This is a genomic window from Mycobacterium canetti CIPT 140010059 (assembly GCF_000253375.1).
Lineage (GTDB): Bacteria > Actinomycetota > Actinomycetes > Mycobacteriales > Mycobacteriaceae > Mycobacterium > Mycobacterium tuberculosis.
Genome location: NC_015848.1, coordinates 1,130,819 through 1,154,549 on the forward strand (window position 1 = coordinate 1,130,819; position 23,731 = coordinate 1,154,549).

The window sequence follows — 23,731 nt, forward strand, 5'->3', positions numbered from 1 at the left end:
CGTCATGTCCTCTGGTCGCCTGTTGCTCGGCGCCACCCCGCTGGGCCAGCCGTCGGATGCGTCACCACGCCTGGCGGCCGCGTTGGCCACCGCCGATGTGGTGGCGGCCGAGGACACCCGGCGGGTGCGGAAATTGGCCAAGGCTCTTGACATCCGGATTGGTGGACGGGTGGTCAGCCTGTTCGACCGGGTGGAGGCGTTGCGCGTGACGGCCCTTCTCGACGCGATCAATAACGGTGCGACGGTGCTGGTGGTCAGTGACGCCGGGACCCCGGTGATCAGCGATCCCGGCTATCGGCTGGTCGCGGCGTGCATCGACGCGGGGGTTTCGGTGACGTGTTTACCCGGGCCGTCCGCGGTGACCACCGCGCTGGTGATGTCCGGTCTGCCGGCGGAGAAGTTCTGCTTCGAGGGTTTCGCCCCGCGCAAGGGTGCGGCGCGCCGGGCCTGGCTGGCCGAACTGGCCGAGGAGCGGCGCACCTGTGTTTTCTTCGAATCCCCGCGCCGGTTGGCTGCGTGCCTTAACGATGCCGTCGAGCAGCTCGGTGGTGCCCGTCCGGCGGCGATCTGCCGGGAGCTGACCAAGGTGCATGAGGAAGTGGTGCGCGGATCGCTTGACGAGTTGGCGATCTGGGCGGCCGGTGGTGTGCTCGGCGAGATCACCGTGGTGGTGGCGGGCGCCGCCCCCCACGCCGAACTGTCGTCGCTGATAGCCCAAGTGGAGGAGTTCGTCGCGGCGGGTATTCGTGTCAAGGACGCCTGCAGCGAGGTAGCGGCGGCACATCCGGGGGTGCGCACCCGCCAGCTTTACGACGCGGTGCTGCAATCACGGCGGGAAACCGGCGGGCCAGCGCAGCCGTAGTCGGTCAGGTTAGGGGATACACACCCCGATGGGACCGAATCCGGGTGTGCACAGACGCGACGGGAGCGCCGGCAGCGGAGGCGGTCCCGGCAGTGGGGGAGGTGCCGGCAATGCGGGCACGGCCGGTAACGGCGGCAGACCCGCTGGCAGTGCCGGTAGGCCGGCCGCCAGCGCCGGCAGCGCCGCAGCCAGCGCCGCAGGATCCACGCCTGGCAGCGCCGGGAGGCCCGGCGGTAGACCACCTGCCGCCAGCGCCGGCAGCGCCGCAGCCAGCGTCGCCGGATCCACCCCCGCCAGACCAGCCGGCAGACCAGCGGCCGCCAGCATCGGCAGACCACCTGCCACCAGCGCCGTCAGCTCCGCCGGCGACATCCCCGCCAGACCCGGCAAACTCGTCGGCAGACCGGCCGCGGCCGCCATCGCCATCAGGTCGGTCGGCGACACACCTGGCAGACTCGGAAAACCCACGCCGGGCAGGCCGGCGGCCGCCGCCATCGCGAGCAGACTCGCCGGCGTCACGCCCGGCAGGGCGGGCAGCCCCACAGCCGGCAGAGCGGCCGCCGCCGATTGCGCCCCGGGCAGCAGCAGGGAGGCCACCGTGCTGGCTGTTCCGCGGGCCGTCGGCAGGATGCCGGAAGACTCCAGCGCGTTAACCGCAAGCACGAGATAGGTGACGGCCACCGCGCTCGCGGTCACCACCCCCGCCGCCGTGCCTCCCACACCCAGGACACCGTTCACGACCGCGGCAGCGGTGTTCACCCCGGTGATTGGGTCGGGTACGCCGGGGATGCCGATGCCCGGGATGCCGATGCCCGGGATGCCGATGCCCGGGATGCCGATGCCCGGGATGCCGACGCCAGGTACGCTCGGCGCGGCCAGGTTCGGCAGGGCCGGTGGGGGAGGCAGGGCCGGGCCGGCCGCACCGGGAATGTTGGGTAGGCCGGGAACGGCTGGCGGGCCCACCCTGGGCACGGCGGCAGCCGCCGGTACACCCGGCCGCGGAACCAATCCCGGCGCGATCGTGTCGGCGACCGGCTCGAACGGCGCCGGCACCGCGTGCTCCGCTGCGGCCGGCCCCGATGGTGTCGCGGTGTCGGGCATCAGGACCGCAGCCAGCCGATCGCACTGCTGGCCGGCGCTGCAGGTGCCGCCCGCGACCCGCTCCGGGGTGGACAACGTCAACGGTGCCACCGCCAGCGTTCCCCCTATCGCGGCAGCAGCCGCGGTGCCAACGATCGCGAGTCTCATTACAAACCCCTCTCGAACTCGACACGAGATAGACACGCGTCGATGGCCCGAGCTTAGGCGCACCCGGCACACCATGTGGGCGTTATGCCAATTTCCGCCGCCCGCTGGGCTACCGCACTTTGCTGGCTAACCGAGCCGGGGTGGTGCGCGTGGCGGCCGGCAGCCCGACGATGGGAGCGGCTTTGTGCAGGCACTCCGCCCATTCGGCGTCCGGATCGGAGTCGGCGGTGATCCCGCCGCCAACGCCCAGCACGGCGTTGCCTGCGGTATCGAATTCGACGGTGCGGATTGCGACGTTGAGCTCGCATCCGGCGACCGGTGACGCCAAACCGACTGTGCCGCAATATATCCCGCGGCGATATCGCTCCCATTGTGAAATCAATTGGCGAGCCCGCAGTTTAGGTGTGCCGGTGACCGAGGCCGGCGGGAAGGCGGCGTCGAGCAGCGCTGACATCGGTTCCTCGAGCGGAACCCGCGCCGACACCGTGGACACCAGGTGCCACACTCCCGGCGCTGGTCGCACCACCAACAGCTCGGGCACCGTCACGGTACCGGTAACCGCTACCCGGCCGAGGTCGTTGCGGACCAGATCCACGATCATGATGTTCTCGGCCACCTCTTTGGCCGATGCCCGCAGCGCCGACGGCGGGGCGTCCAGCGGCAGCGTGCCCTTGATCGGGCTCGATGTCACCACGGACCCGCGGCGGCGCAGGAATAGCTCCGGGGATAGCGATGCGACGGCTCCCCACGGTCCGGCGACAAAGGCGGACCGGGACGGAGCGGTACGACCGAACCCGTCGATGAAGAAGTCCAGCGGGGATCCGGTGACCGTCCCGGCGAATTGGGTGCACACGCACGCTTGATAGACCTCGCCCGCGCCGATAGCTTCCAGACACGCCAGTACCCCGTCGCGGTGCGCTGCCCGGTCGGCCGGTTCCCAGTCGATCCGGCATGCCGGTGCCGGTCTGGCGACCGATGCCCGAGTGGTCGCCAACGCGCTGGCCAGCCAGTCCGCTATCGGCGCACCGGACAGGCTCTCATACCACCACTGGCCGTCGCGGTCGCGGCGCAGCACGCAATCGGTCCAGCCGCCGGCGGCCTCGGGGATCCGGTGGGGTCGCCCGTCGGCGCCGGCGTCCGGGTAGGACAGGTAGCCGACCCAGCCGCCGCCCACCGCCCCGGTGGCATCGGGCCCGCCGGTGCCCGGCGGGCCCGAGAACACGTCGTCGCCGCTGACCGGTTGTATAGACACACTCGGTGCGATCACCGCCAGCGCACCGAACCATTCGCCGGTCAGCGCCGCCGGTGGTGGCAAGTCGAGTCGACTGGTGGCGCGGCCGACCGCCCGCAGCACCGCAGGCGCTCCGCCAAGATCGCCGAGTCGGTCGATTCGCACCGTTCTAGCTTGACAGAACTGTGGATTTTCGCAGCGCAAGTGGCTGCGTGGCGATTTCGTCCGCGTGCTAAGCTCCCACGCTAAGTTCGATCCGTGACCGGCTCCGGTCTCCGTCCCGGGGGTGTTGCTGTGCGAGCAGCCAATGCCAATGCCGTTTCTCGCTGACCGCGAGACGTTGACGCTCGGTGTGATCTTGAAGTAGCGATGGTTTTAAGAAGTAGGAAAAGCACGCTCGGCGTTGTCGTGTGCTTAGCGCTGGTGCTCGGTGGGCCGCTCAACGGTTGCAGCAGCAGCGCGAGCCACCGCGGTCCACTGAACGCAATGGGAAGTCCGGCCATACCGTCGACGGCGCAGGAGATACCCAACCCGTTGCGCGGTCAGTACGAAGACCTCATGGAACCGCTGTTTCCGCAGGGGAACCCCGCGCAGCAACGCTATCCGCCTTGGCCCGCGTCCTACGACGCGAGTTTGCGAGTCTCCTGGCGGCAGCTGCAGCCTACGGATCCGCGCACTCTGCCCCCGGATGCTCCGGACGACCGCAAGTACGACTTCAGCGTGATCGACAACGCGTTGACCAGGCTCGCCGACCGCGGCATGCGGCTGACGCTGCGGGTGTACGCCTACAGCTCGTGCTGCAAGGCTTCCTATCCGGACGGCACTAACATCGCGATTCCCGACTGGGAGCGCGCTATCGCCAGCACCAACACCAGTTATCCAGGGCCGGCGACCGATCCCTCGACCGGGGTGGTGCAGGTGGTGCCGAATTTCAACGATTCGACCTATCTTAACGATTTTGCGCAGTTGCTCGCCGCGCTTGGTCGCCGCTACGACGGTGACGAGCGCCTCAGCGTGTTCGAGTTCTCCGGGTACGGGGACTTCAGCGAAAATCACGTCGCATACCTGCGCGACACGCTCGGTGCGCCGGGTCCGGGCCCGGATGAAAGCGTGGCGACCCTGGGCTATTACAGCCAGTTCCGTGATCAGAACATCACCACCGCGTCCATCAAACAGCTAATCGCGGCGAACGTCAGCGCCTTCCCGCATACCCAACTGGTGACCAGTCCCGCTAATCCGGAAATCGTGCGAGAACTGTTCGCCGACGAGGTCACCAACAAGCTTGCCGCGCCGGTGGGTGTCCGCTCGGATTGCCTGGGCGTCGACGCGCCGTTGCCGGCCTGGGCCGAGTCCAGCACTTCGCACTATGTGCAGACCAAAGACCCGGTGGTCGCCGCGCTGCGGCAGCGGCTGGCAACGGCGCCGGTGATCACCGAGTGGTGCGAGTTGCCGACCGGCAGTTCGCCGCGGGCTTACTACGAGAAGGGCCTGCGCGACGTCATCAGGTATCACGTGTCGATGACGTCGAGCGTTAACTTCCCCGACCAGACGGCGACCTCGCCGATGGACCCCGCGTTGTACCTGGTGTGGGCGCAAGCTAACGCCGCCGCAGGCTATCGGTACTCGGTCGAAGCGCAGCCGGGGTCGCAAGCGCTAGCGGGCAAGGTCGCGACGATCTCGGTCACCTGGACCAACTACGGCGCTGCTGCCGCCACCGAAAAGTGGGTGCCCGGCTACCGGCTGGTGGATTCCACCGGACAGGTGGTTCGGACGCTGCCGGCAGCGGTGGACCTGAAGACGCTGGTCTCCGACCAGCGCGGCGATCGCAGCAGCGACCAGCCGACACCGGCGTCGGTCGCCGAGACGGTTCGCGTTGATCTGTCCGGCTTGCCCGCGGGCCACTACACGCTGCGGGCCGCGATCGACTGGCAACAGCACAAACCGAACGGCTCCCATGTGGTGAACTATCCGCCCATGCTGTTGGCCCGCGACGGCCGCGACGATTCCGGGTTTTATCCCGTCGCCACGCTCGACATCCCACGCGACGCGCAGACCGCGGTCAACGCTTCGTAGGTGGCTTTCCCGTCGCTGCGGTCCGCTCACTTGCCTTCGGGTGGTTGCGGCGGCTGGTAGCGGGGAAATACCCCGGTGGGCGGCGGCAGCGCTGTGCCGGGGGTCAGCCGAACACCTACGGCGGCGAACGACCGCTGGTTTGGGGCCTGGCCGAGCAGGTCCAAAATTTTGCCGGCCGACTCCGGCATCACCGGCTGGATCAGCAGTGCCGCGATGCGGACTACCTCGCAGGTGACGTAGAGCGTGGTGCGGAACCGGGCCTGATCGGCTTCGGACTCGCTCTTGCGCAGTACCCACGGCTGCTGCACCGAAAAGTACTTGTTCGCGTCGCCGAGCATCAGCCAGATCGCCTCCAGCGCCAGGTGCATCGCCTGTGCGTCGAAGTGACCGCGCACTCGCTCCAACAAGCCATCGGCGGTCGCAAGCAGCGCGGCGTCGGCGTCGGCGAACTCACCCGGGTTGGGCACCCTGCCGTCAAGGTTTTTGGCCACCATCGACAACGAGCGTTGGGCCAAGTTGCCGAGCTCGTTGGCCAGATCGGTGTTGATCCGAGTGACGATGGCCTCGTCGCTGTAACTGCCGTCCTGGCCGAACGGGACCTCCCGCAACAGGAAGTAGCGGACCTGGTCCACCCCGAGCGCTTCCGCCAGGGCAACCGGGTCGACGATGTTGCCCACCGATTTACTCATCTTCTCGCCGCGGTTGTGCAAGAACCCGTGCGCGAAGATCCTTCGCGGCAACTCGATTCCGGCTGACATCAAAAACGCCGGCCAATAGACGGCATGAAACCTGATGATGTCCTTGCCGATCATGTGCAAATCGGCGGGCCAGTAGCGGCGGAACAACTCCGAGTCGGTATCCGGGAAGCCCGCCCCGGTCAGGTAATTGGTCAGCGCGTCGACCCAGACGTACATGACGTGGTCGGGGTGCTCGGGCACCTGCACACCCCAGTCAAACGAGGTGCGCGAGATCGACAGGTCGTCCAGGCCGCCGGAGACGAAGCTGATCACTTCGTTGCGCCGCGTCTCCGGCGCGATGAAGTCGGGGTTGGCGTGATAGTGGGCCAGCAGCTTGTCGGTATAGGCCGACAGCCGGAAGAAGTAGGTCTGCTCCTCGGTCCAGGTCACCGGCGTGCCGGTCTCTACCGTCAGGCGCGTGCCGTCGACAAGTTGGGTCTCCGATTCGACGAAGAACCGCTCGTCGCGCACCGAGTACCACCCGGAATAGTTGTCCAGATAGATGTCGCCGGCCGCCGACATCCGTCGCCAGAGTTCCTTGGACGCCTCGTGGTGGTCGGCATCGGTAGTGCGGATGAATCGGTCGAAGGAGATGTTCAGCGCCTCCTGCATGCGCTGAAACACGTCGGAATTGCGCCGGGCAAGCGCCGCGGTGGGCACGCCCGCTGCCGCGGCGGCTTGTGCGACCTTCAGGCCATGCTCGTCGGTCCCGGTCAGGAAGCGCACGTCATAGCCGTCCAGCCGTTTGAACCGGGCGATCGCGTCGGTGGCGATGTATTCGTAGGCGTGACCTACGTGGGGTGCAGCGTTTGGATATGCGATCGCGGTGGTGACGTAATAGGGCTTCATTTCGACACCACCCTATTGTGTGCGGATGAGCTCCGATCGCCCAGCCAGACGAGATCCACCGCCCGCTCCGGAACCCCTGGCGCCGTTGGTCGACGCCCACACCCATCTCGACGCGTGCGGTGCACGAGACGCCGATACGGTGCGGTCGCTCGTCGAGCGAGCCGCCGCGGCCGGCGTGACCGCGGTGGTCACCGTCGCCGACGACCTGGAGTCCGCGCGCTGGGTCACCCGCGCGGCCGAATGGGATCGGCGAGTCTATGCCGCGGTGGCGTTGCACCCGACCCGCGCCGATGCGCTCACCGACGCTGCCCGTGCCGAGCTCGAGCGATTGGTTGCCCACCCCAGGGTGGTGGCCGTCGGTGAGACCGGAATCGACATGTACTGGCCGGGTCGCCTGGACGGGTGTGCGGAGCCGCACGTCCAGCGGGAGGCCTTTGCCTGGCATATCGATCTGGCCAAGCGGACCGGTAAACCGCTGATGATCCACAATCGTCAGGCCGACCGCGACGTGCTGGACGTGCTGCGGGCCGAGGGCGCGCCGGACACCGTGATCTTGCACTGCTTCTCGTCGGACGCGGCGATGGCCCGCACGTGTGTGGACGCCGGGTGGCTGCTCAGCCTGTCCGGGACGGTGAGCTTCCGCAACGCCCGTGAACTACGGGAAGCCGTCCCGCTGATGCCGGTGGAGCAGCTTTTGGTGGAAACCGATGCACCGTATTTGACCCCGCATCCCCACCGGGGCTTGGCGAACGAACCGTACTGCCTGCCCTATACCGTGCGGGCGCTGGCTGAACTGGTCAATCGGCGCCCCGAAGAGGTGGCGCTCATCACCACAAGCAACGCTCGCCGAGCTTATGGGCTAGGGTGGATGCGCCAATGAGCGCGCCGAGCGGCCTATAACACCCGCGCGCCGGAGTTGCTCAACATTGGCCGGTTCGTTACCGTCTTGTGATCGAACGGGTGGGGCCTCTAGGTTTCGGAGGGCCCATTTTGCTTTTTGTTCGCTGTGTAGGTGGTTGAGTGTTGCCGAGGTCGGGGATATAGCGCGTTGACTCTACTTACCAAACTTCATCAGACCCAATCACCGATGTTGCGCCTGGTAGTCGGTGCGCTGCTGCTGGTGTTGGCGTTCGCCGGTGGCTATGCGGTCGCCGCATGCAAAACGGTGACGTTGACCGTCGACGGAACCGCGATGCGGGTGACCACGATGAAATCGCGGGTGATCGACATCGTCGAAGAGAACGGGTTCTCAGTCGACGACCGCGACGACCTGTATCCCGCGGCCGGCGTGCAGGTCCATGACGCCGACACCATCGTGCTGCGGCGTAGCCGTCCGCTGCAGATCTCGCTGGATGGTCACGACGCTAAGCAGGTGTGGACGACCGCGTCGACGGTGGACGAGGCGCTGGCCCAACTCGCGATGACCGACACGGCGCCGGCCGCGGCTTCTCGCGCCAGCCGCGTCCCGCTGTCCGGGATGGCGCTACCGGTCGTCAGCGCCAAGACGGTGCAGCTCAACGACGGCGGGTTGGTGCGCACGGTGCACTTGCCGGCCCCCAATGTCGCGGGGCTGCTGAGTGCGGCCGGCGTGCCGCTGTTGCAAAGCGACCACGTGGTGCCCGCCGCGACGGCCCCGATCGTCGAAGGCATGCAGATCCAGGTGACCCGCAATCGGATCAAGAAGGTCACCGAGCGGCTGCCGCTGCCGCCGAACGCGCGTCGTGTCGAGGACCCGGAGATGAACATGAGCCGGGAGGTCGTCGAAGACCCGGGGGTTCCGGGGACCCAGGATGTGACGTTCGCGGTAGCTGAGGTCAACGGCGTCGAGACCGGCCGTTTGCCCGTCGCCAACGTCGTGGTGACCCCGGCCCACGAAGCCGTGGTGCGGGTGGGCACCAAGCCCGGTACCGACGTGCCCCCGGTGATCGACGGAAGCATCTGGGACGCGATCGCCGGCTGTGAGGCCGGTGGCAACTGGGCGATCAACACCGGCAACGGGTATTACGGTGGTGTGCAGTTTGACCAGGGCACCTGGGAGGCCAACGGCGGGCTGCGGTATGCACCCCGCGCTGACCTCGCCACCCGCGAAGAGCAGATCGCCGTTGCCGAGGTGACCCGACAGCGCCAAGGTTGGGGCGCCTGGCCGGTATGTGCTGCACGAGCGGGTGCGCGCTGACCATCCGGCTGCTCGGGCGCACTGAGATCAGGCGGCTGGCCAAAGAGCTCGACTTTCGGCCGCGCAAATCTCTCGGACAGAACTTCGTGCACGACGCCAACACGGTGCGACGGGTGGTTGCCGCCTCCGGGGTCAGCCGTTCCGACCTGGTTTTGGAGGTCGGGCCGGGCCTGGGATCGCTGACCCTGGCACTGCTCGACCGCGGCGCGACCGTCACCGCGGTCGAGATCGATCCACTACTGGCTTCTCGGCTGCAACAGACCGTGGCGGAGCACTCGCACAGCGAGGTTCACCGACTAACGGTGGTCAATCGCGACGTCCTGGCCCTGCGCCGGGAGGATCTAGCCGCGGCGCCGACCGCGGTGGTTGCCAATCTGCCGTACAACGTAGCGGTACCGGCGTTGTTGCATCTGCTTGTCGAGTTCCCGTCGATCCGTGTCGTGACGGTGATGGTGCAGGCCGAGGTCGCCGAACGGCTCGCCGCCGAGCCGGGCAGCAAAGAGTACGGCGTGCCCAGCGTTAAGCTGCGCTTCTTCGGGCGGGTTCGCCGCTGCGGCATGGTGTCGCCGACCGTTTTCTGGCCCATTCCGCGTGTCTATTCCGGGCTGGTACGCATCGATCGATATGAGACCTCGCCCTGGCCCACCGACGACGCTTTTCGACGGCGGGTATTCGAACTCGTGGACATCGCATTCGCGCAGCGGCGCAAGACTTCTCGCAACGCGTTTGTGCAGTGGGCGGGCTCGGGAAGCGAGTCGGCGAATCGATTGTTGGCGGCCAGCATCGACCCCGCCCGTCGCGGTGAGACGCTGTCCATCGATGACTTCGTGCGGCTGCTGCGACGGTCCGGCGGCTCCGACGAGGCCACCAGCACCGGCCGGGACGCCAGGGCGCCGGACATTTCGGGGCACGCGTCGGCGAGCTGACGGGGCGCCGCCGCGTGTGGTCGGCGCGTCACAGCGATAGTCTGCTGCGGTGTCCGCATCTGACGGCAACACCGCTGAATTGTGGGTGCCCACCGGGTCGGTCACCGTTCGGGTGCCCGGAAAGGTCAACCTCTATCTGGCGGTCGGCGATCGCCGCGAGGACGGCTATCACGAGCTGACCACGGTATTTCATGCCGTCTCGCTGGTCGACGAGGTAACCGTTCGTAACGCTGATGTGCTCTCGCTCGAGTTGGTCGGCGAGGGGGCCGACCAGCTGCCGACCGACGAACGCAATCTCGCCTGGCAGGCGGCCGAGCTGATGGCCGAACACGTGGGCCGGGCGCCGGACGTCTCGATCATGATCGACAAATCCATTCCGGTCGCCGGCGGCATGGCCGGTGGCAGCGCGGACGCTGCGGCGGTCCTGGTTGCGATGAACTCGTTGTGGGAACTCAATGTGCCCCGCCGCGACCTGCGCATGCTCGCCGCGCGGCTAGGCAGCGATGTGCCGTTTGCCCTGCATGGTGGTACCGCGCTGGGGACGGGTCGCGGCGAGGAGTTGGCCACCGTGTTATCCCGCAACACCTTCCACTGGGTGCTGGCGTTCGCCGACAGCGGGTTGCTCACCTCCGCGGTGTACAACGAGCTCGACCGGCTCAGGGAGGTGGGGGATCCGCCCCGGCTTGGTGAGCCCGGGCCGGTTCTGGCTGCCTTAGCTGCGGGTGATCCGGATCAGCTGGCGCCGTTGCTGGGTAATGAAATGCAAGCGGCCGCGGTGAGCCTGGACCCGGCGCTGGCTCGTGCGTTACGCGCCGGTGTGGAGGCCGGCGCGCTCGCAGGCATCGTGTCCGGTTCGGGTCCCACGTGTGCCTTCCTGTGCACCTCGGCGAGCTCGGCGATCGATGTCGGCGCGCAGCTGTCGGGGGCGGGAGTTTGTCGCACCGTTCGAGTCGCCACCGGGCCGGTACCCGGCGCCCGCGTGGTGTCTGCGCCGACCGAAGTGTGACCGAATTCTTGGGAGCATGCCTCGGGCGGCCAGGGGTATCCGCGCGTGCCGAGGCCGGTGGGTCGATCGGCTGGCGCACCAGCATGCCAGCGGTAGGGCCGCAGGCATCCGCCCTCGCGGAGGTCGGTGGCGCGCATCAAAGCCAGGCGCAAAAGCCATACCATGATGCGACAGAGCCGCTCGGCGAGAACCTCCGCTACCGGCCAGCTCACGGCGATAGCTGCATCAACGGCCATCGAGACAACCCGTCGGCACGGGAATCCTCGCAGTTCACCGCGGGGAGTACGGCAAAGGCTGTGACCAAGCTGTGACATCGCCCTCAAACCTCGGCAGAGTTTGGCAGCTACTTAAGAGTTGCTTAAGATAATCCGCGGTGTTGGGTCGTGGGCTCATCACCGAACCGAGACCCAACCGCTCCCCAACTGTGTGCGCGCGCCTGTCGCGATGTGGCATCCGGTAGGCGGACCATGAAAACCCGGACCTTGGGGACAGCACCGGAACCGAGGAGGTTGCCTTGAGCAGGTTCACCGAGAAGATGTTCCACAATGCCCGCACCGCGACGACGGGCATGGTCACAGGTGAACCGCACATGCCCGTCCGCCACACCTGGGGCGAGGTCCATGAGCGTGCTCGTTGCATCGCGGGCGGCCTGGCCGCCGCGGGTGTCGGTCTTGGTGACGTTGTTGGGGTGCTGGCCGGCTTCCCGGTGGAGATCGCCCCCACGGCGCAGGCCCTGTGGATGCGCGGGGCCAGCCTGACCATGCTGCACCAGCCCACACCGCGCACCGACTTGGCCGTGTGGGCCGAGGACACCATGACCGTCATCGGCATGATCGAGGCCAAGGCCGTGATCGTCTCCGAGCCCTTCCTCGTGGCCATTCCCATCCTTGAGCAGAAAGGCATTCAGGTCCTTACCGTCGCTGACCTTTTGGCGTCGGATCCGATCGACCCCATCGAGGTCGGCGAGGACGACCTGGCGTTGATGCAGCTGACGTCCGGATCTACCGGCTCCCCTAAAGCCGTCCAGATCACCCACCGCAACATCTACTCCAACGCCGAGGCAATGTTCGTCGGCGCCCAGTATGACGTCGACAAGGACGTCATGGTCAGCTGGTTGCCCTGCTTCCATGACATGGGCATGGTGGGCTTCTTGACTATCCCGATGTTCTTCGGTGCGGAGCTGGTCAAGGTCACGCCAATGGACTTCCTGCGCGACACGCTGCTGTGGGCGAAGCTCATCGACAAGTACCAGGGCACCATGACCGCGGCGCCCAACTTCGCCTACGCGCTGCTCGCCAAGCGGTTGCGGCGCCAGGCCAAGCCCGGCGACTTCGATCTGTCGACCCTACGCTTCGCGCTGTCCGGCGCCGAGCCCGTCGAACCCGCCGACGTCGAGGACCTGCTCGACGCGGGCAAGCCGTTCGGCCTGAGGCCCTCAGCGATCCTGCCGGCCTACGGCATGGCCGAGACCACGCTGGCGGTGTCCTTCTCGGAGTGCAACGCCGGCCTCGTCGTGGACGAGGTTGACGCCGACCTGCTGGCGGCTCTGCGCCGGGCCGTTCCCGCCACCAAAGGCAATACCCGCAGGCTGGCCACGCTAGGTCCGCTGCTGCAGGACCTAGAGGCCCGCATCATCGACGAACAGGGCGATGTCATGCCCGCCCGCGGCGTGGGTGTCATCGAGCTGCGCGGCGAGTCGCTAACTCCCGGCTACCTGACTATGGGTGGCTTCATCCCGGCCCAAGACGAGCATGGCTGGTACGACACGGGCGACCTCGGCTACCTCACCGAGGAGGGCCACGTGGTGGTATGTGGCCGCGTCAAGGATGTCATCATCATGGCCGGGCGCAATATTTACCCGACCGACATCGAGCGGGCGGCCGGCCGCGTCGACGGCGTTCGTCCGGGTTGCGCGGTGGCCGTGCGTCTCGATGCCGGACATTCGCGAGAATCCTTTGCCGTCGCGGTCGAGTCGAACGCCTTCGAGGATCCCGCCGAGGTTCGTCGCATCGAGCATCAAGTGGCCCACGAGGTGGTTGCCGAGGTCGACGTGCGGCCTCGCAACGTCGTGGTTCTTGGACCCGGGACCATTCCGAAGACGCCGTCGGGCAAGCTGCGTCGGGCCAACTCCGTCACCCTGGTCACCTAAGGCCGGCGAGCAGACGCAAAATCCCCTCGACACGCCGGTTGCGAGGGGATTTTGCGTCTGCTCACGCGGGTCGTTACCAGGCGTGGACGCGGTTTTGTGCGGGCTCCATGCCCTGTTCGATAAGCAGCTCGGTGGCATCGGCGGCCTGCTCGCAGATCGTGGGGACCTCGGCGCGCTCGGCCGGGGTAAAGTTCTCCAACACAAACGCCGCCGGGTCCTTGCGGCCGGGCGGGCGGCCGATCCCGATACGCACCCGCTGAAAGTCTTTGGTACCCAGCGCGGCCACCACCGAGCGCAACCCGTTGTGGCCGCCTTCGCCGCCGCCGATCTTGAGCCGGATGCGGCCGAACTCGAGGTCAAGGTCGTCGTGGATGACGATGATGTTGGCCGGCGCCACCGAGTAGAACTTCGCCAGCGGCCCTATCTGGCGGCCGGACTCGTTCATGTAGCAGCGCGGCTTGGCCAAAACCAGGGAGCGCCCGGCTGATCTACCAGTGGCGACTTCGGCGCCGGAACGCTTGTGTGCCTTGAACTTCGCGCCTAGTCGCGCGGCGAGCAGATCGGCGACCACGAACCCGAGGTTGTGCCGGGTACGGGCGTAATTGGCTCCAGGGTTGCCGAGGCCGACCACGAGCAACGGCTCGGCCATGTCGCAAGCCGTCTACTCGGACTCGCCAGCGGCCTCGGCTTCGCCGGCTTCTACCGCGGCTTCCTCGGCTTCCTCGGCTCCTGCGACTTCGCCCTCCAGCTCCTCGGCGGTTGGCGCCTTCACCACGTTGACCACCAACAGATCAGGGTCAGAAATCAGGCTGACACCGGCCGGCAGCGCGATCTGCCCGGCGGTGAGCTGGGTGCCTGGTTCGGCACCTTCGATGGACACGGTCAACTGCTCGGGAATCGACAGCGCCTCGGCCTCGATCTCGATGCTGTTGGTCTCTTGGGTGACCAGGGTGTCGGGTCCGGCCTGGCCCTCGACGACCACGCTGACTTCGACGACGACCTTCTCGCCACGGCGCACGACCAGTAGGTCGGCATGCTGGATGGTGCGGCGGATCGGATGGATATGAAGTGCCTTGGTCAGTGCCAGCTGTTCCTTACCGGCGATGTCGAGGGTCAGCACCGCGTTGGTGCCGGAATGCCGCAGTACGGCCGCATAGTCGTGTCCGGGCAGCTCCAGGTGCTGTGGCTCGGCGCCGTGGCCATACAGCACAGCGGGTATCTTGCCGGCGCGCCGGGCCCGCCGGGACGCGCCCTTGCCGGTCTCGGTACGCACCGTGACGCGCAGCTGGTTGCTTGCGGATTTGGCCATATGTCGCTCCTGGGTGGCTCGGTTACCTCGTTTGGGGGCACGGCCAGGGTCGCGACAGCTTGTCGGCCTCCGTCGATAACGGTGTTCTGCCGGCCTGCTGTAGACCGCCGACCACCCTCGCCGTGACGCCCGGCTAGGCTAACCCATGGCTACTGCATTGGGGAAATTCGATCCTTGTGAGCTGCTCGGATAGCTGTGCCCCAACCGTGCGGACAATTACTTTGCCGCGACGACGAATCCGGCGATGATCGCCTCGATGTCGGAAGCGTGCTTGACGGCCTCGTTGGCCAGACTCGTGATGGTGAGCTGCACCAGGTAGCGCTGCTTGGCCGGCGGTGCGCCGGTTGGGAAGACGATCCGGTTCCAGGTGTGCAGTCGCCTGCCGTGCAGGTCATAACTGCCCTGAATCATCGAGGACGGAAACCCGTTGAAGTCTGCCGTCGAGGAGTCCAATTCGGTGAAGTTCGTCGACAGCCGGGCATCGGCAGTGCCATGCTTGAGCGCTTCGGCGATATCGAAGTCCCGGTGCAGCTTGAACACCATGAGCATGGCCGTTGGATAGCTTTCGCCCTTGGCGATCATCTCCGTGTTCGGGGTGATGTTCGGATTTTTCATCGGTGCCCAGCCCGGTGGTGTCGGAATCGACACGGTCAGGTCGGTCAGGCTGCTCGGTGCCACCGGCTCTCCGGTGACGCCGACGCTTTCCAGATACTTCCACAGCGGGACCGGCACTTCCGTCGTGGTCGAGACGGCGCTGGTGGTTGGGCTCGTGGACAAAATCGACTGGAAGTCAGGCGATTTCGGTCCGCAAGCGACCGCTGACATTGCCAGCGTGGCTACCGCGACCGCGACCGCCAAGGGTCTCACAGAATCTTGCGGACAGCGTCGACCGGCCAAGCCCGCCGGATGCCCTCAAGGATGACGGCTGCCATCTATGCGTCCCCGTCGAAAAGTCCTGTTACTGAGCCGTTTTCGAAGACCGCCCGGATTGTGCTGGCCAGCAGCGGCGCGATGGACAAAACGGTGAGCTGGGGGAAGCGCTTGTCTTCGCCGATCGGGAGCGTGTTCGTGACGATCACTTCGCGGGCGCCGCAGGAGGCCAGCCGCTGCGCAGCGGGGTCGGAGAGCACGCCGTGGGTTGCCGCGATGATCACGTCACCGGCGCCGTCGTTGTGCAGCAATGCCACCGCGCCGGCGATGGTGCCGCCGGTGTCGATCATGTCGTCAATCAGGACACAGGTGCGCCCGGCCACGTCGCCGACGACGCGGTTGGACACCACTTGGTTGGGTACCCGCGGATCACGGGTCTTGTGGATGAAGGCGAGGGGAACACCACCTAATGCGTCGGCCCACTTCTCGGCGATGCGTACCCGGCCGGAGTCAGGGGAGACGACCACCATGTTGCCGTCCGGGTAGTTGTCTCTGATGTAACCGGTCAGCAGGTTCTGACCCCGCATATGATCGACCGGCCCGTCGAAGAAACCCTGGATCTGGTCGGTGTGCAGGTCGACCGTCACGATCCGGTCGGCGCCCGCGGTCTTGAGCAGGTCGGCGATCAGTCGCGCGGAGATCGGTTCGCGGCCACGGTGTTTCTTGTCTTGCCGGGCATACGGATAGAACGGCATGACGGCGGTGATCCGTTTGGCGCTGCCCCGTTTGAGCGCGTCGATCATGATCAGCTGTTCCATCAGCCACCTGTTCACCGGTGCCGGGCAGGATTGCAGGACGAAGGCGTCGCAACCGCGTACCGATTCGTGGAAGCGCACGAAGATCTCGCCGTTGGCGAACTCCCGCGCGTCCTGAGAGGTGACGTGGACGTCGAGCTCTTTGGCTACCTGCTCGGCCAGCTCCGGATGGGCGCGGCCGGCAAAGAGCATCAGGTTTTTGCGATTATCGGTCCAGTCGTGGCTCAACGCGCTGCCCTCGCCGTTTGGGATCGAATTGGATTACCCATGGTACGTAGCGCACCGCCCGGATTTGTCGCCGGGTAGCCGGGATGCGACTTCACGGTGTCTGATCAGCGTCGGGTGGTTGTGTGGGCTGTTGGCAGGCCATTTCTGAGGCTCTTTTTGAGGCCTGAGCCGCTGGGCTGCCGGGGCGTTTGCGCTGCACCCAGTTCTCGATGTTGCGTTGCGGACCCGCCGACACTGCCAGCGCCCCCGGCGGGACATCCTCCCGCACCACTGTGCCGGCCCCGGTATACGCGCCGTCGCCGATGGTTACTGGGGCCACGAACATGGTGTCGGACCCGGTCCGTACGTGCGAACCGACGGTGGTGCGCCGTTTGGACGTACCGTCGTAGTTGACGAACACGCTGGAGGCGCCGATGTTGCTGTACTCGCCGATGTCGGCGTCGCCGACGTAGGTCAGGTGCGGCACCTTGGTGCCGGTGCCGATGGTGGAGTTCTTGACCTCGACGAACGCGCCCAGCTTGCCGTCGGCGCCCAACGCGGTTCCGGGCCGCAGGTAGGTGAAGGGCCCGACCGCGGCGCCATCCCCAATCGACGACGACGAACCGTGGGTGCGCACCACCGAGGCACCGTCGCCGACGGCGACGTCGGTCAGGGTGGTGTCGGGACCGACGACACAGCGACCGCCGATCTGGGTGCGGCCCAGCAACTGGGTACCCGGGTGAATGACGGTGTCGCGGCCGATGGTGACGTCGACGTCGATCCAGGTGGTAGCCGGGTCGACGACGGTGACGCCGGCCAGCTGGTGAGCGGCCACCACCCGCCGGTTGAGTTCGGAGGCCAGCTCGGCCAGCTGGACGCGATTGTTGACGCCGGCCACCAACGCGCTGTCGTCGACGTGGCTGGCATGTACGGTCTGGCCGTCGGAGCGCAAGATGGCGATGACGTCGGTGAGGTAGAGCTCCTGTTGGGCGTTGTTGGAGCTCAGCCGGCTCAGTGCGGACCGCAGCGCGGCGATGTCGAAGGCGTAGACGCCGGCGTTGACTTCGCGGATTTCCCGCTGCGATGGTGTCGCGTCGGTTTGCTCCACGATCGCCATGACTTCGTGATCCTGGGTGCGCAGGATGCGGCCGTAGCCGAAGGGATCATCCAGCGTCGTGGTCAGCACCGTCACCGCAGCCGACACCGCGCGGTGGGTGGCGATCAAGTCGGCCAGCGTGTCGGCGTCCAGCATCGGGGTATCTCCCGAGGTGACCACGACGTTGCCGGCGTAGTCATCGGGCAGCGCGGACAGCCCGCAGAGTACCGCATGCCCGGTCCCTAGCGGTCGATCCTGCAGGGCGACGTCGATCGTTCGGCCTAGGGTGTCGGCGAGTTCACCGACTAGCGGCGCGATGCGCTGGTGATCGTGTCCCAGCACCACGATTAGACGCTGCGGCGCCAGCTTGGCGATCGCATGCAGTACATGCGACAGCATGCTGCGACCGGCGAGTGTGTGCAGCACCTTGGGGGTGTCCGAACGCATCCGGGTCCCGGGCCCGGCCGCTAGGACCAGGACCGCGGTGTCACCAGGAAACGTCATCAACCCTCCTTGAAGCTCCGTCGCCAGGACTCGAACCTGAACTATCTGAACCAAAATCAGAGGTGCTGCCGATTACACCACGACGGATTGCACATCGATGTGACTTTAGACGGTGTCAACGCCGTCAGCACAGTCAACGCTGTCGCCGTCTACCCACCGGCCCCACGCAAACCGATACCCTTGTTGATGTGGCCGGACCGGATAAAGGGCCGGATAAGGCGCCGGAAAACCCGACGCGGGTGACGCGCGCCAGGATGACGGGGACCGAGCGCCGTCACCAGCTCATCGGCATCGCGCGATCGCTGTTTGCCGAACGCGGTTACGACGGGACGTCGATCGAAGAGATCGCGCAGCGCGCCAACGTGTCCAAGCCGGTCGTCTACGAGCATTTCGGTGGCAAGGAGGGCCTGTACGCGGTGGTGGTTGACCGGGAGATGTCGGCGCTGCTGGACGGAATCACCTCGTCGCTGACCAACAACCGATCCCGGGTGCGGGTGGAGCGGGTCGCGCTGGCGTTGCTGACCTACGTCGAGGAACGCACCGACGGTTTCCGCATCATGATTCGCGATTCGCCGGCCTCGATCAGCTCGGGCACCTATTCCAGCCTGCTCAACGACGCCGTCAGCCAGGTCAGCTCGATTCTGGCTGGAGACTTCGCCCGGCGCGGCCTGGACCCGGACCTGGCACCGCTGTATGCGCAAGCATTGGTGGGTTCGGTGTCGATGACGGCGCAATGGTGGCTCGATGCGCGCGAACCGAAGAAGGAAGTGGTGGCCGCGCACCTGGTCAACCTGGTCTGGAATGGCCTGACCCACCTGGAGGCCGATCCGCGGCTACAGGACGAGTAGCGGGCGGGGAAGCCGGGCCCAATGTTGACTAACCTCGGCGCCCTAGAATGGCCGCATCATGACCGCACCGGGGCCTGCCTGCTCAGATACCCCGATCGCGGGGCTCGTCGAATTGGCGCTGAGCGCGCCGACATTCCAACAGCTCATGCAGCGCGCCGGGGGTCGACCCGACGAATTGACGCTCATCGCGCCGGCCAGCGCGCGGCTGTTGGTCGCCAGTGCGCTGGCTCGGCAGGGGCCATTGCTGGTGGTCACCGCCACCGGGCGGGAAGCCGACGACCTGGCCGCCGAACTGCGTGGTGTGTTCGGGGATGCGGTGGCGTTGTTGCCGTCCTGGGAGACACTGCCGCACGAACGGCTCTCACCCGGTGTTGACACCGTCGGCACTCGCCTGATGGCGCTGCGCCGGCTGGCCCACCCCGACGATGCCCGGCTGGGCCCACCGCTGGGGGTAGTGGTGACCTCGGTGCGCTCGCTGCTGCAGCCCATGACGCCGCAGCTGGGCATGATGGAGCCCCTCACGCTGACCGTTGGCGACGAATCCCCCTTCGACGGCGTGGTGGCGCGGCTGGTCGAGCTGGCATATACCCGGGTGGATATGGTCGGCCGGCGCGGCGAGTTCGCTGTGCGCGGCGGGATTCTGGACATCTTTGCCCCGACGGCCGAACATCCGGTGCGGGTCGAGTTCTGGGGCGACGAGATCACCGAGATGCGGATGTTCTCGGTAGCCGACCAGCGCTCGATTCCGGAGATCGACATTCACACACTGGTTGCCTTCGCCTGCCGTGAACTGCTGCTGAGCGAGGACGTGCGGGCGCGGGCCGCCCAACTGGCCGCACGGCATCCCGCGGCCGAGAGCACCGTCACCGGCAGTGCTTCCGACATGCTGGCGAAGCTCGCCGAGGGCATCGCGGTCGACGGCATGGAGGCGCTGTTGCCGGTGCTCTGGTCCGACGGGCACGCGTTGCTGACCGATCAGCTGCCCGACGGCACGCCGGTGTTGGTGTGCGACCCGGAAAAGGTGCGCACCCGCGCCGCGGATCTGATCAGGACTGGCCGTGAATTCCTGGAAGCCTCGTGGTCGGTCGCGGCGCTGGGAACTGCAGAAAATCAAGCCCCCGTCGACGTCGAACAACTGGGTGGGTCGGGGTTCGTCGAACTGGACCAGGTGCGGGCCGCGGCGGCCCGAACGGGTCATCCGTGGTGGACGTTGAGCCAATTGTCCGACGAGTCGGCGATCGAGTTGGACGTTCGGGCCGCGCCGTCGGCGCGCGGGCACCAGCGTGACATCGACGAAATCTTCGCGATGCTACGTGCCCACATCGCGACCGGCGGGTACGCCGCGCTGGTCGCGCCGGGCACCGGAACCGCACACCGCGTGGTGGAACGGCTGTCCGAGTCCGACACCCCCGCGGGGATGCTCGATCCCGGCCAGGCGCCCAAGCCGGGAGTCGTCGGGGTGCTCCAGGGCCCGCTGCGTGACGGCGTCATCATTCCCGGCGCCAACCTGGTCGTCATCACCGAGACCGATTTGACCGGCAGCCGGGTCAGCGCCGCCGAGGGCAAGCGGCTGGCGGCCAAGCGGCGCAACATCGTCGACCCGCTGGCGCTGACGGCCGGTGACCTGGTGGTGCACGATCAGCACGGCATCGGCCGGTTCGTGGAGATGGTCGAGCGCACGGTCGGGGGCGCCCGCCGGGAGTATCTGGTGCTGGAGTATGCCTCGGCCAAGAGGGGTGGCGGGGCGAAAAATACTGACAAGCTCTATGTCCCGATGGATTCGCTGGACCAGCTGTCGCGGTATGTCGGCGGGCAGGCGCCGGCGCTGAGCCGGCTGGGCGGCAGCGACTGGGCCAACACCAAGACCAAGGCGCGCCGCGCGGTGCGCGAGATCGCGGGCGAGCTGGTCTCGCTGTACGCCAAACGGCAGGCCAGCCCCGGGCATGCGTTCTCGCCGGACACGCCGTGGCAGGCCGAGCTGGAGGACGCGTTCGGCTTCACCGAGACCGTGGACCAGCTCACCGCCATCGAAGAGGTCAAGGCGGACATGGAAAAGCCGATCCCGATGGACCGGGTGATCTGCGGCGATGTCGGCTACGGCAAGACCGAGATCGCGGTGCGGGCGGCGTTCAAGGCGGTCCAAGACGGTAAACAGGTCGCGGTGCTGGTGCCCACCACGCTGCTGGCCGACCAGCATCTGCAGACGTTCGGCGAGCGAATGTCCGGATTCCCGGTGACCATCAAGGGTCTGTCGCGGTTCACCGACGCCGCCGAGTCCCGCGCCGTGATCGACGGCCTGGCCGACGGGTCGGTGGACATCGTGATCGGCACCCATCGGCTGCTGCAGACCGGGGTGCGCTGGAAGGATCTGGGCCTGGTGGTGGTCGACGAGGAGCAGCGGTTCGGCGTCGAGCACAAGGAGCACATCAAGTCACTGCGCACCCATGTCGACGTGCTGACCATGAGCGCCACCCCGATCCCGCGCACGTTGGAGATGAGCCTGGCCGGGATTCGCGAGATGTCGACCATCCTGACGCCGCCCGAGGAGCGCTACCCGGTGCTGACCTACGTCGGACCGCACGACGACAAGCAGATCGCCGCGGCGCTGCGCCGGGAGCTGCTGCGCGACGGGCAGGCGTTCTACGTGCACAACCGGGTCAGCTCGATCGACGCGGCCGCCGCCCGGGTGCGTGAGCTGGTGCCCGAGGCGCGGGTGGTGGTCGCGCACGGGCAGATGCCCGAGGACCTGTTGGAGACCACCGTGCAACGGTTCTGGAACCGCGAGCATGACATCCTGGTTTGCACCACCATCGTGGAGACCGGCCTGGACATCTCCAACGCCAACACTTTGATCGTCGAGCGCGCCGATACCTTCGGGCTGTCCCAGCTGCACCAGCTGCGTGGCCGGGTGGGCCGCAGCCGGGAGCGCGGCTACGCCTATTTCCTCTATCCACCGCAGGTGCCGCTGACCGAGACCGCTTACGACCGGTTGGCGACGATCGCGCAGAACAATGAGCTGGGCGCGGGCATGGCCGTGGCGTTGAAGGACCTAGAGATCCGCGGTGCCGGCAACGTGCTCGGCATCGAGCAGTCCGGACACGTCGCCGGCGTCGGATTCGACCTGTACGTGCGGTTGGTCGGCGAGGCCCTGGAGACGTACCGGGACGCGTACCGGGCGGCCGCCGACGGCCAAACCGTGAGGACCGCCGAAGAACCCAAGGATGTGCGAATCGACCTGCCCGTTGACGCGCACCTGCCACCGGACTACATCGCCAGTGATCGGCTGCGGCTGGAGGGCTACCGGCGGCTGGCGGCCGCCTCCTCTGATCGCGAAGTGGCGGCCGTTGTGGACGAGCTAACCGATCGGTATGGGGCCCTGCCGGAGCCGGCCCGGCGGCTGGCGGCGGTGGCACGGCTGCGGCTGCTGTGCCGTGGCTCCGGCATCACCGACGTGACGGCGGCGTCGGCAGCGACCGTGCGGCTGTCCCCGTTGACGCTGCCGGACTCCGCCCAGGTGCGGCTGAAGCGAATGTATCCCGGAGCGCACTACCGTGCCACGACGGCCACCGTGCAGGTTCCCATTCCGCGAGCCGGTGGCCTCGGCGCGCCGCGAATCCGCGACGTCGAGCTGGTTCAGATGGTGGCCGATTTGATAAGCGCGCTCGCTGGGAAACCGCGCCAGCATATTGGTATAACGAACCCTAGCCCGCCAGGCGAAGACGGCCGTGGTCGCAACACGACGATTAAGGAGCGACAACCGTGATGATTGTCGTCCTGGTCGACCCCCGGCGTCCGACACTGGTGCCTGTTGAAGCGATCGAGTTCCTGCGCGGCGAGGTGCAATACACCGAGGAAATGCCGGTCGCGGTGCCCTGGTCGCTACCAGCGGCTCGTTCGGCGCACGCCGGAAACGACGCGCCGGTGTTGCTGTCGTCTGACCCCAACCATCCTGCTGTCATTACTCGACTGGCCGCCGGTGCCCGGCTGATCTCGGCACCGGATTCTCAGCGTGGCGAACGACTCGTCGACGCCGTCGCGATGATGGACAAGCTGCGCACCGCCGGACCGTGGGAAAGTGAGCAGACTCACGACTCGCTGCGCAGATACCTGCTGGAGGAGACCTACGAGCTGTTGGACGCGGTCCGCAGCGGCAGTGTTGACCAGCTGCGCGAAGAGCTTGGTGATCTCTTGCTGCAGGTCCTCTTTCACGCCCGGATCGCTGAGGATGCGTCGCAATCGCCGTTCACCATCGACGACGTCGCCGACACACTGATGCGAAAGCTCGGCAATCGGGCGCCAGGAGTACTTGCGGGCGAATCGATTTCGCTCGAAGATCAACTGGCGCAATGGGAGGCAGCCAAGGCCTCGGAAAAGGCGCGAAAGTCGGTAGCCGACGATGTCCATACGGGCCAGCCGGCATTAGCGCTGGCGCAGAAGGTTATTCAGCGTGCCCAAAAGGCTGGGCTGCCCGCTCACCTGATCCCCGATGAGATCACTTCTGTTTCGGTTTCAGCTGACGTAGATGCGGAAAACACGCTGCGCACTGCCGTTTTGGACTTTATTGACAGGCTGCGCTGTGCCGAGCGGGCAATTGCCGTCGCACGCCGGGGCAGCAACGTTGCCGAGCAGCTCGATGTGACGCCGCTGGGTGTGATCACCGAGCAGGAGTGGCTCGCGCATTGGCCAACTGCTGTCAACGATTCCCGCGGCGGGTCCAAGAAACGTAAAGGCATGCGATAAGCGCCCCGAGTGCGACGGGGTAGTCAACAAACCCATGGGACGATGATCGTGACGGAAGCCGGTATAGGTGCCCTACGAGGGAGAG

Annotated in this window: 18 protein-coding genes, 1 tRNA gene and 1 pseudogene; 11 read left to right on the forward strand and 9 right to left on the reverse strand. The window is 66.9% G+C overall.

What is annotated here, in order from left to right:
- The first annotated feature begins 4 nt into the window (after positions 1–4).
- Positions 5–862: a 16S rRNA (cytidine(1402)-2'-O)-methyltransferase gene (gene rsmI, locus MCAN_RS05285; RefSeq protein ID WP_003405173.1), complete on the forward strand. Its 858-nt coding sequence runs from the start codon at positions 5–7 to the stop codon at positions 860–862.
- 9 nt (positions 863–871) lie between these two features.
- Here the strand turns inward: rsmI and MCAN_RS05290 are convergent, their stop codons facing one another.
- Positions 872–2,146: a hypothetical protein gene (locus tag MCAN_RS05290; RefSeq protein ID WP_013988791.1), complete on the reverse strand. Its 1,275-nt coding sequence runs from the start codon at positions 2,144–2,146 to the stop codon at positions 872–874.
- Between the two features lie 73 nt (positions 2,147–2,219).
- Complete coding sequence (locus tag MCAN_RS05295) at positions 2,220–3,506, reverse strand: aminodeoxychorismate synthase component I (protein WP_003405178.1); 1,287 nt, start codon at positions 3,504–3,506, stop codon at positions 2,220–2,222.
- 204 nt (positions 3,507–3,710) lie between these two features.
- On the opposite strand from MCAN_RS05295, the gene MCAN_RS05300 reads away from it, so the two are divergent.
- Positions 3,711–5,414: a hypothetical protein gene (locus MCAN_RS05300; RefSeq protein WP_014000551.1), complete on the forward strand. Its 1,704-nt coding sequence runs from the start codon at positions 3,711–3,713 to the stop codon at positions 5,412–5,414.
- 26 nt (positions 5,415–5,440) lie between these two features.
- On the opposite strand, the gene metG is transcribed toward MCAN_RS05300, so the two are convergent.
- Positions 5,441–7,000, reverse strand: coding sequence for a methionine--tRNA ligase (gene metG / locus MCAN_RS05305; protein WP_003405183.1), 1,560 nt, complete (start codon positions 6,998–7,000; stop codon positions 5,441–5,443).
- A gap of 25 nt (positions 7,001–7,025) precedes the next feature.
- On the opposite strand from metG, the gene MCAN_RS05310 reads away from it, so the two are divergent.
- The 6 genes and pseudogenes from MCAN_RS05310 (at position 7,026) to MCAN_RS05335 (ending at position 13,257) form a co-directional block, all read left to right on the forward strand.
- The gene (locus tag MCAN_RS05310) at positions 7,026–7,880 is read left to right on the forward strand and encodes a TatD family hydrolase (protein WP_009940241.1); all 855 of its coding nucleotides are present in this window, start codon (positions 7,026–7,028) and stop codon (positions 7,878–7,880) included.
- Between the two features lie 168 nt (positions 7,881–8,048).
- On the forward strand, positions 8,049–9,176 hold the full coding sequence (gene rpfB / locus MCAN_RS05315; protein ID WP_041180039.1) for a resuscitation-promoting factor protein RpfB: 1,128 nt from the start codon (positions 8,049–8,051) through the stop codon (positions 9,174–9,176).
- Positions 9,149–10,102, forward strand: a complete 954-nt coding sequence (rsmA, locus tag MCAN_RS05320) for a 16S rRNA (adenine(1518)-N(6)/adenine(1519)-N(6))-dimethyltransferase RsmA (RefSeq protein ID WP_003405191.1) — start codon at positions 9,149–9,151, stop codon at positions 10,100–10,102. The genes rpfB and rsmA overlap by 28 nt, the downstream gene beginning before the upstream one ends.
- A 49-nt stretch (positions 10,103–10,151) precedes the next feature.
- A complete protein-coding gene (locus MCAN_RS05325) occupies positions 10,152–11,108 on the forward strand; it encodes a 4-(cytidine 5'-diphospho)-2-C-methyl-D-erythritol kinase (protein WP_003898690.1) in 957 nt (318 codons plus the stop codon).
- A gap of 16 nt (positions 11,109–11,124) precedes the next feature.
- Positions 11,125–11,419 (forward strand): annotated as a pseudogene (locus tag MCAN_RS23435) (hypothetical protein).
- Positions 11,420–11,622: 203 nt separating this feature from the next.
- On the forward strand, positions 11,623–13,257 hold the full coding sequence (locus MCAN_RS05335) for a fatty acyl-AMP ligase (protein WP_014000553.1): 1,635 nt from the start codon (positions 11,623–11,625) through the stop codon (positions 13,255–13,257).
- A 73-nt stretch (positions 13,258–13,330) separates the two neighbouring features.
- Here the strand turns inward: MCAN_RS05335 and pth are convergent, their stop codons facing one another.
- From pth to MCAN_RS05365, 6 genes are all read right to left on the reverse strand, one after another.
- Complete coding sequence (pth, locus tag MCAN_RS05340; RefSeq protein ID WP_003405251.1) at positions 13,331–13,906, reverse strand: aminoacyl-tRNA hydrolase; 576 nt, start codon at positions 13,904–13,906, stop codon at positions 13,331–13,333.
- Between the two features lie 12 nt (positions 13,907–13,918).
- Positions 13,919–14,566, reverse strand: a complete 648-nt coding sequence (locus MCAN_RS05345) for a 50S ribosomal protein L25/general stress protein Ctc (protein WP_003405254.1) — start codon at positions 14,564–14,566, stop codon at positions 13,919–13,921.
- Between the two features lie 216 nt (positions 14,567–14,782).
- A complete protein-coding gene (locus tag MCAN_RS05350; protein WP_042507738.1) occupies positions 14,783–15,391 on the reverse strand; it encodes an LpqN/LpqT family lipoprotein in 609 nt (202 codons plus the stop codon).
- 107 nt (positions 15,392–15,498) lie between these two features.
- A complete protein-coding gene (locus MCAN_RS05355; RefSeq protein WP_003405263.1) occupies positions 15,499–16,479 on the reverse strand; it encodes a ribose-phosphate diphosphokinase in 981 nt (326 codons plus the stop codon).
- A 91-nt stretch (positions 16,480–16,570) separates the two neighbouring features.
- Positions 16,571–18,058: a bifunctional UDP-N-acetylglucosamine diphosphorylase/glucosamine-1-phosphate N-acetyltransferase GlmU gene (glmU, locus tag MCAN_RS05360; RefSeq protein WP_014000554.1), complete on the reverse strand. Its 1,488-nt coding sequence runs from the start codon at positions 18,056–18,058 to the stop codon at positions 16,571–16,573.
- Positions 18,059–18,073: 15 nt separating this feature from the next.
- Positions 18,074–18,145: transfer RNA gene (locus MCAN_RS05365), tRNA-Gln, on the reverse strand.
- 167 nt (positions 18,146–18,312) lie between these two features.
- Here MCAN_RS05365 and MCAN_RS05370 point away from each other — a divergent pair.
- Genes MCAN_RS05370 through MCAN_RS05380 form a run of 3 tightly spaced genes read left to right on the forward strand, consistent with a single transcriptional unit; the run spans position 18,313 to position 23,646 of the window.
- Entirely contained in the window at positions 18,313–18,906 is a 594-nt protein-coding gene (locus MCAN_RS05370; RefSeq protein WP_003405271.1) for a TetR/AcrR family transcriptional regulator, read from the forward strand.
- Between the two features lie 58 nt (positions 18,907–18,964).
- Entirely contained in the window at positions 18,965–22,669 is a 3,705-nt protein-coding gene (mfd, locus tag MCAN_RS05375; protein WP_014000555.1) for a transcription-repair coupling factor, read from the forward strand.
- On the forward strand, positions 22,669–23,646 hold the full coding sequence (locus MCAN_RS05380) for a nucleoside triphosphate pyrophosphohydrolase (protein WP_003405276.1): 978 nt from the start codon (positions 22,669–22,671) through the stop codon (positions 23,644–23,646). The genes mfd and MCAN_RS05380 overlap by 1 nt, the downstream gene beginning before the upstream one ends.
- The last annotated feature ends 85 nt before the right edge of the window (positions 23,647–23,731 follow it).

Bases quoted from the DNA above. Each gene is read 5' to 3' on its own strand.
- mfd (WP_014000555.1), top strand. From the start codon at position 18,965: ATGACCGCACCGGGGCCTGCCTGCTCAGATACCCCGATCGCGGGGCTC.
- rsmA (WP_003405191.1), top strand. From the start codon at position 9,149: ATGTGCTGCACGAGCGGGTGCGCGCTGACCATCCGGCTGCTCGGGCGC.
- MCAN_RS05370 (WP_003405271.1), top strand. From the start codon at position 18,313: ATGACGGGGACCGAGCGCCGTCACCAGCTCATCGGCATCGCGCGATCG.
- metG (WP_003405183.1), bottom strand. From the start codon at position 7,000: ATGAAGCCCTATTACGTCACCACCGCGATCGCATATCCAAACGCTGCA.
- MCAN_RS05350 (WP_042507738.1), bottom strand. From the start codon at position 15,391: ATGTCAGCGGTCGCTTGCGGACCGAAATCGCCTGACTTCCAGTCGATT.
- glmU (WP_014000554.1), bottom strand. From the start codon at position 18,058: ATGACGTTTCCTGGTGACACCGCGGTCCTGGTCCTAGCGGCCGGGCCC.
- MCAN_RS05380 (WP_003405276.1), top strand. From the start codon at position 22,669: ATGATTGTCGTCCTGGTCGACCCCCGGCGTCCGACACTGGTGCCTGTT.
- pth (WP_003405251.1), bottom strand. From the start codon at position 13,906: ATGGCCGAGCCGTTGCTCGTGGTCGGCCTCGGCAACCCTGGAGCCAAT.
- MCAN_RS05310 (WP_009940241.1), top strand. From the start codon at position 7,026: ATGAGCTCCGATCGCCCAGCCAGACGAGATCCACCGCCCGCTCCGGAA.
- rsmI (WP_003405173.1), top strand. From the start codon at position 5: ATGTCCTCTGGTCGCCTGTTGCTCGGCGCCACCCCGCTGGGCCAGCCG.
- MCAN_RS05300 (WP_014000551.1), top strand. From the start codon at position 3,711: ATGGTTTTAAGAAGTAGGAAAAGCACGCTCGGCGTTGTCGTGTGCTTA.
- MCAN_RS05345 (WP_003405254.1), bottom strand. From the start codon at position 14,566: ATGGCCAAATCCGCAAGCAACCAGCTGCGCGTCACGGTGCGTACCGAG.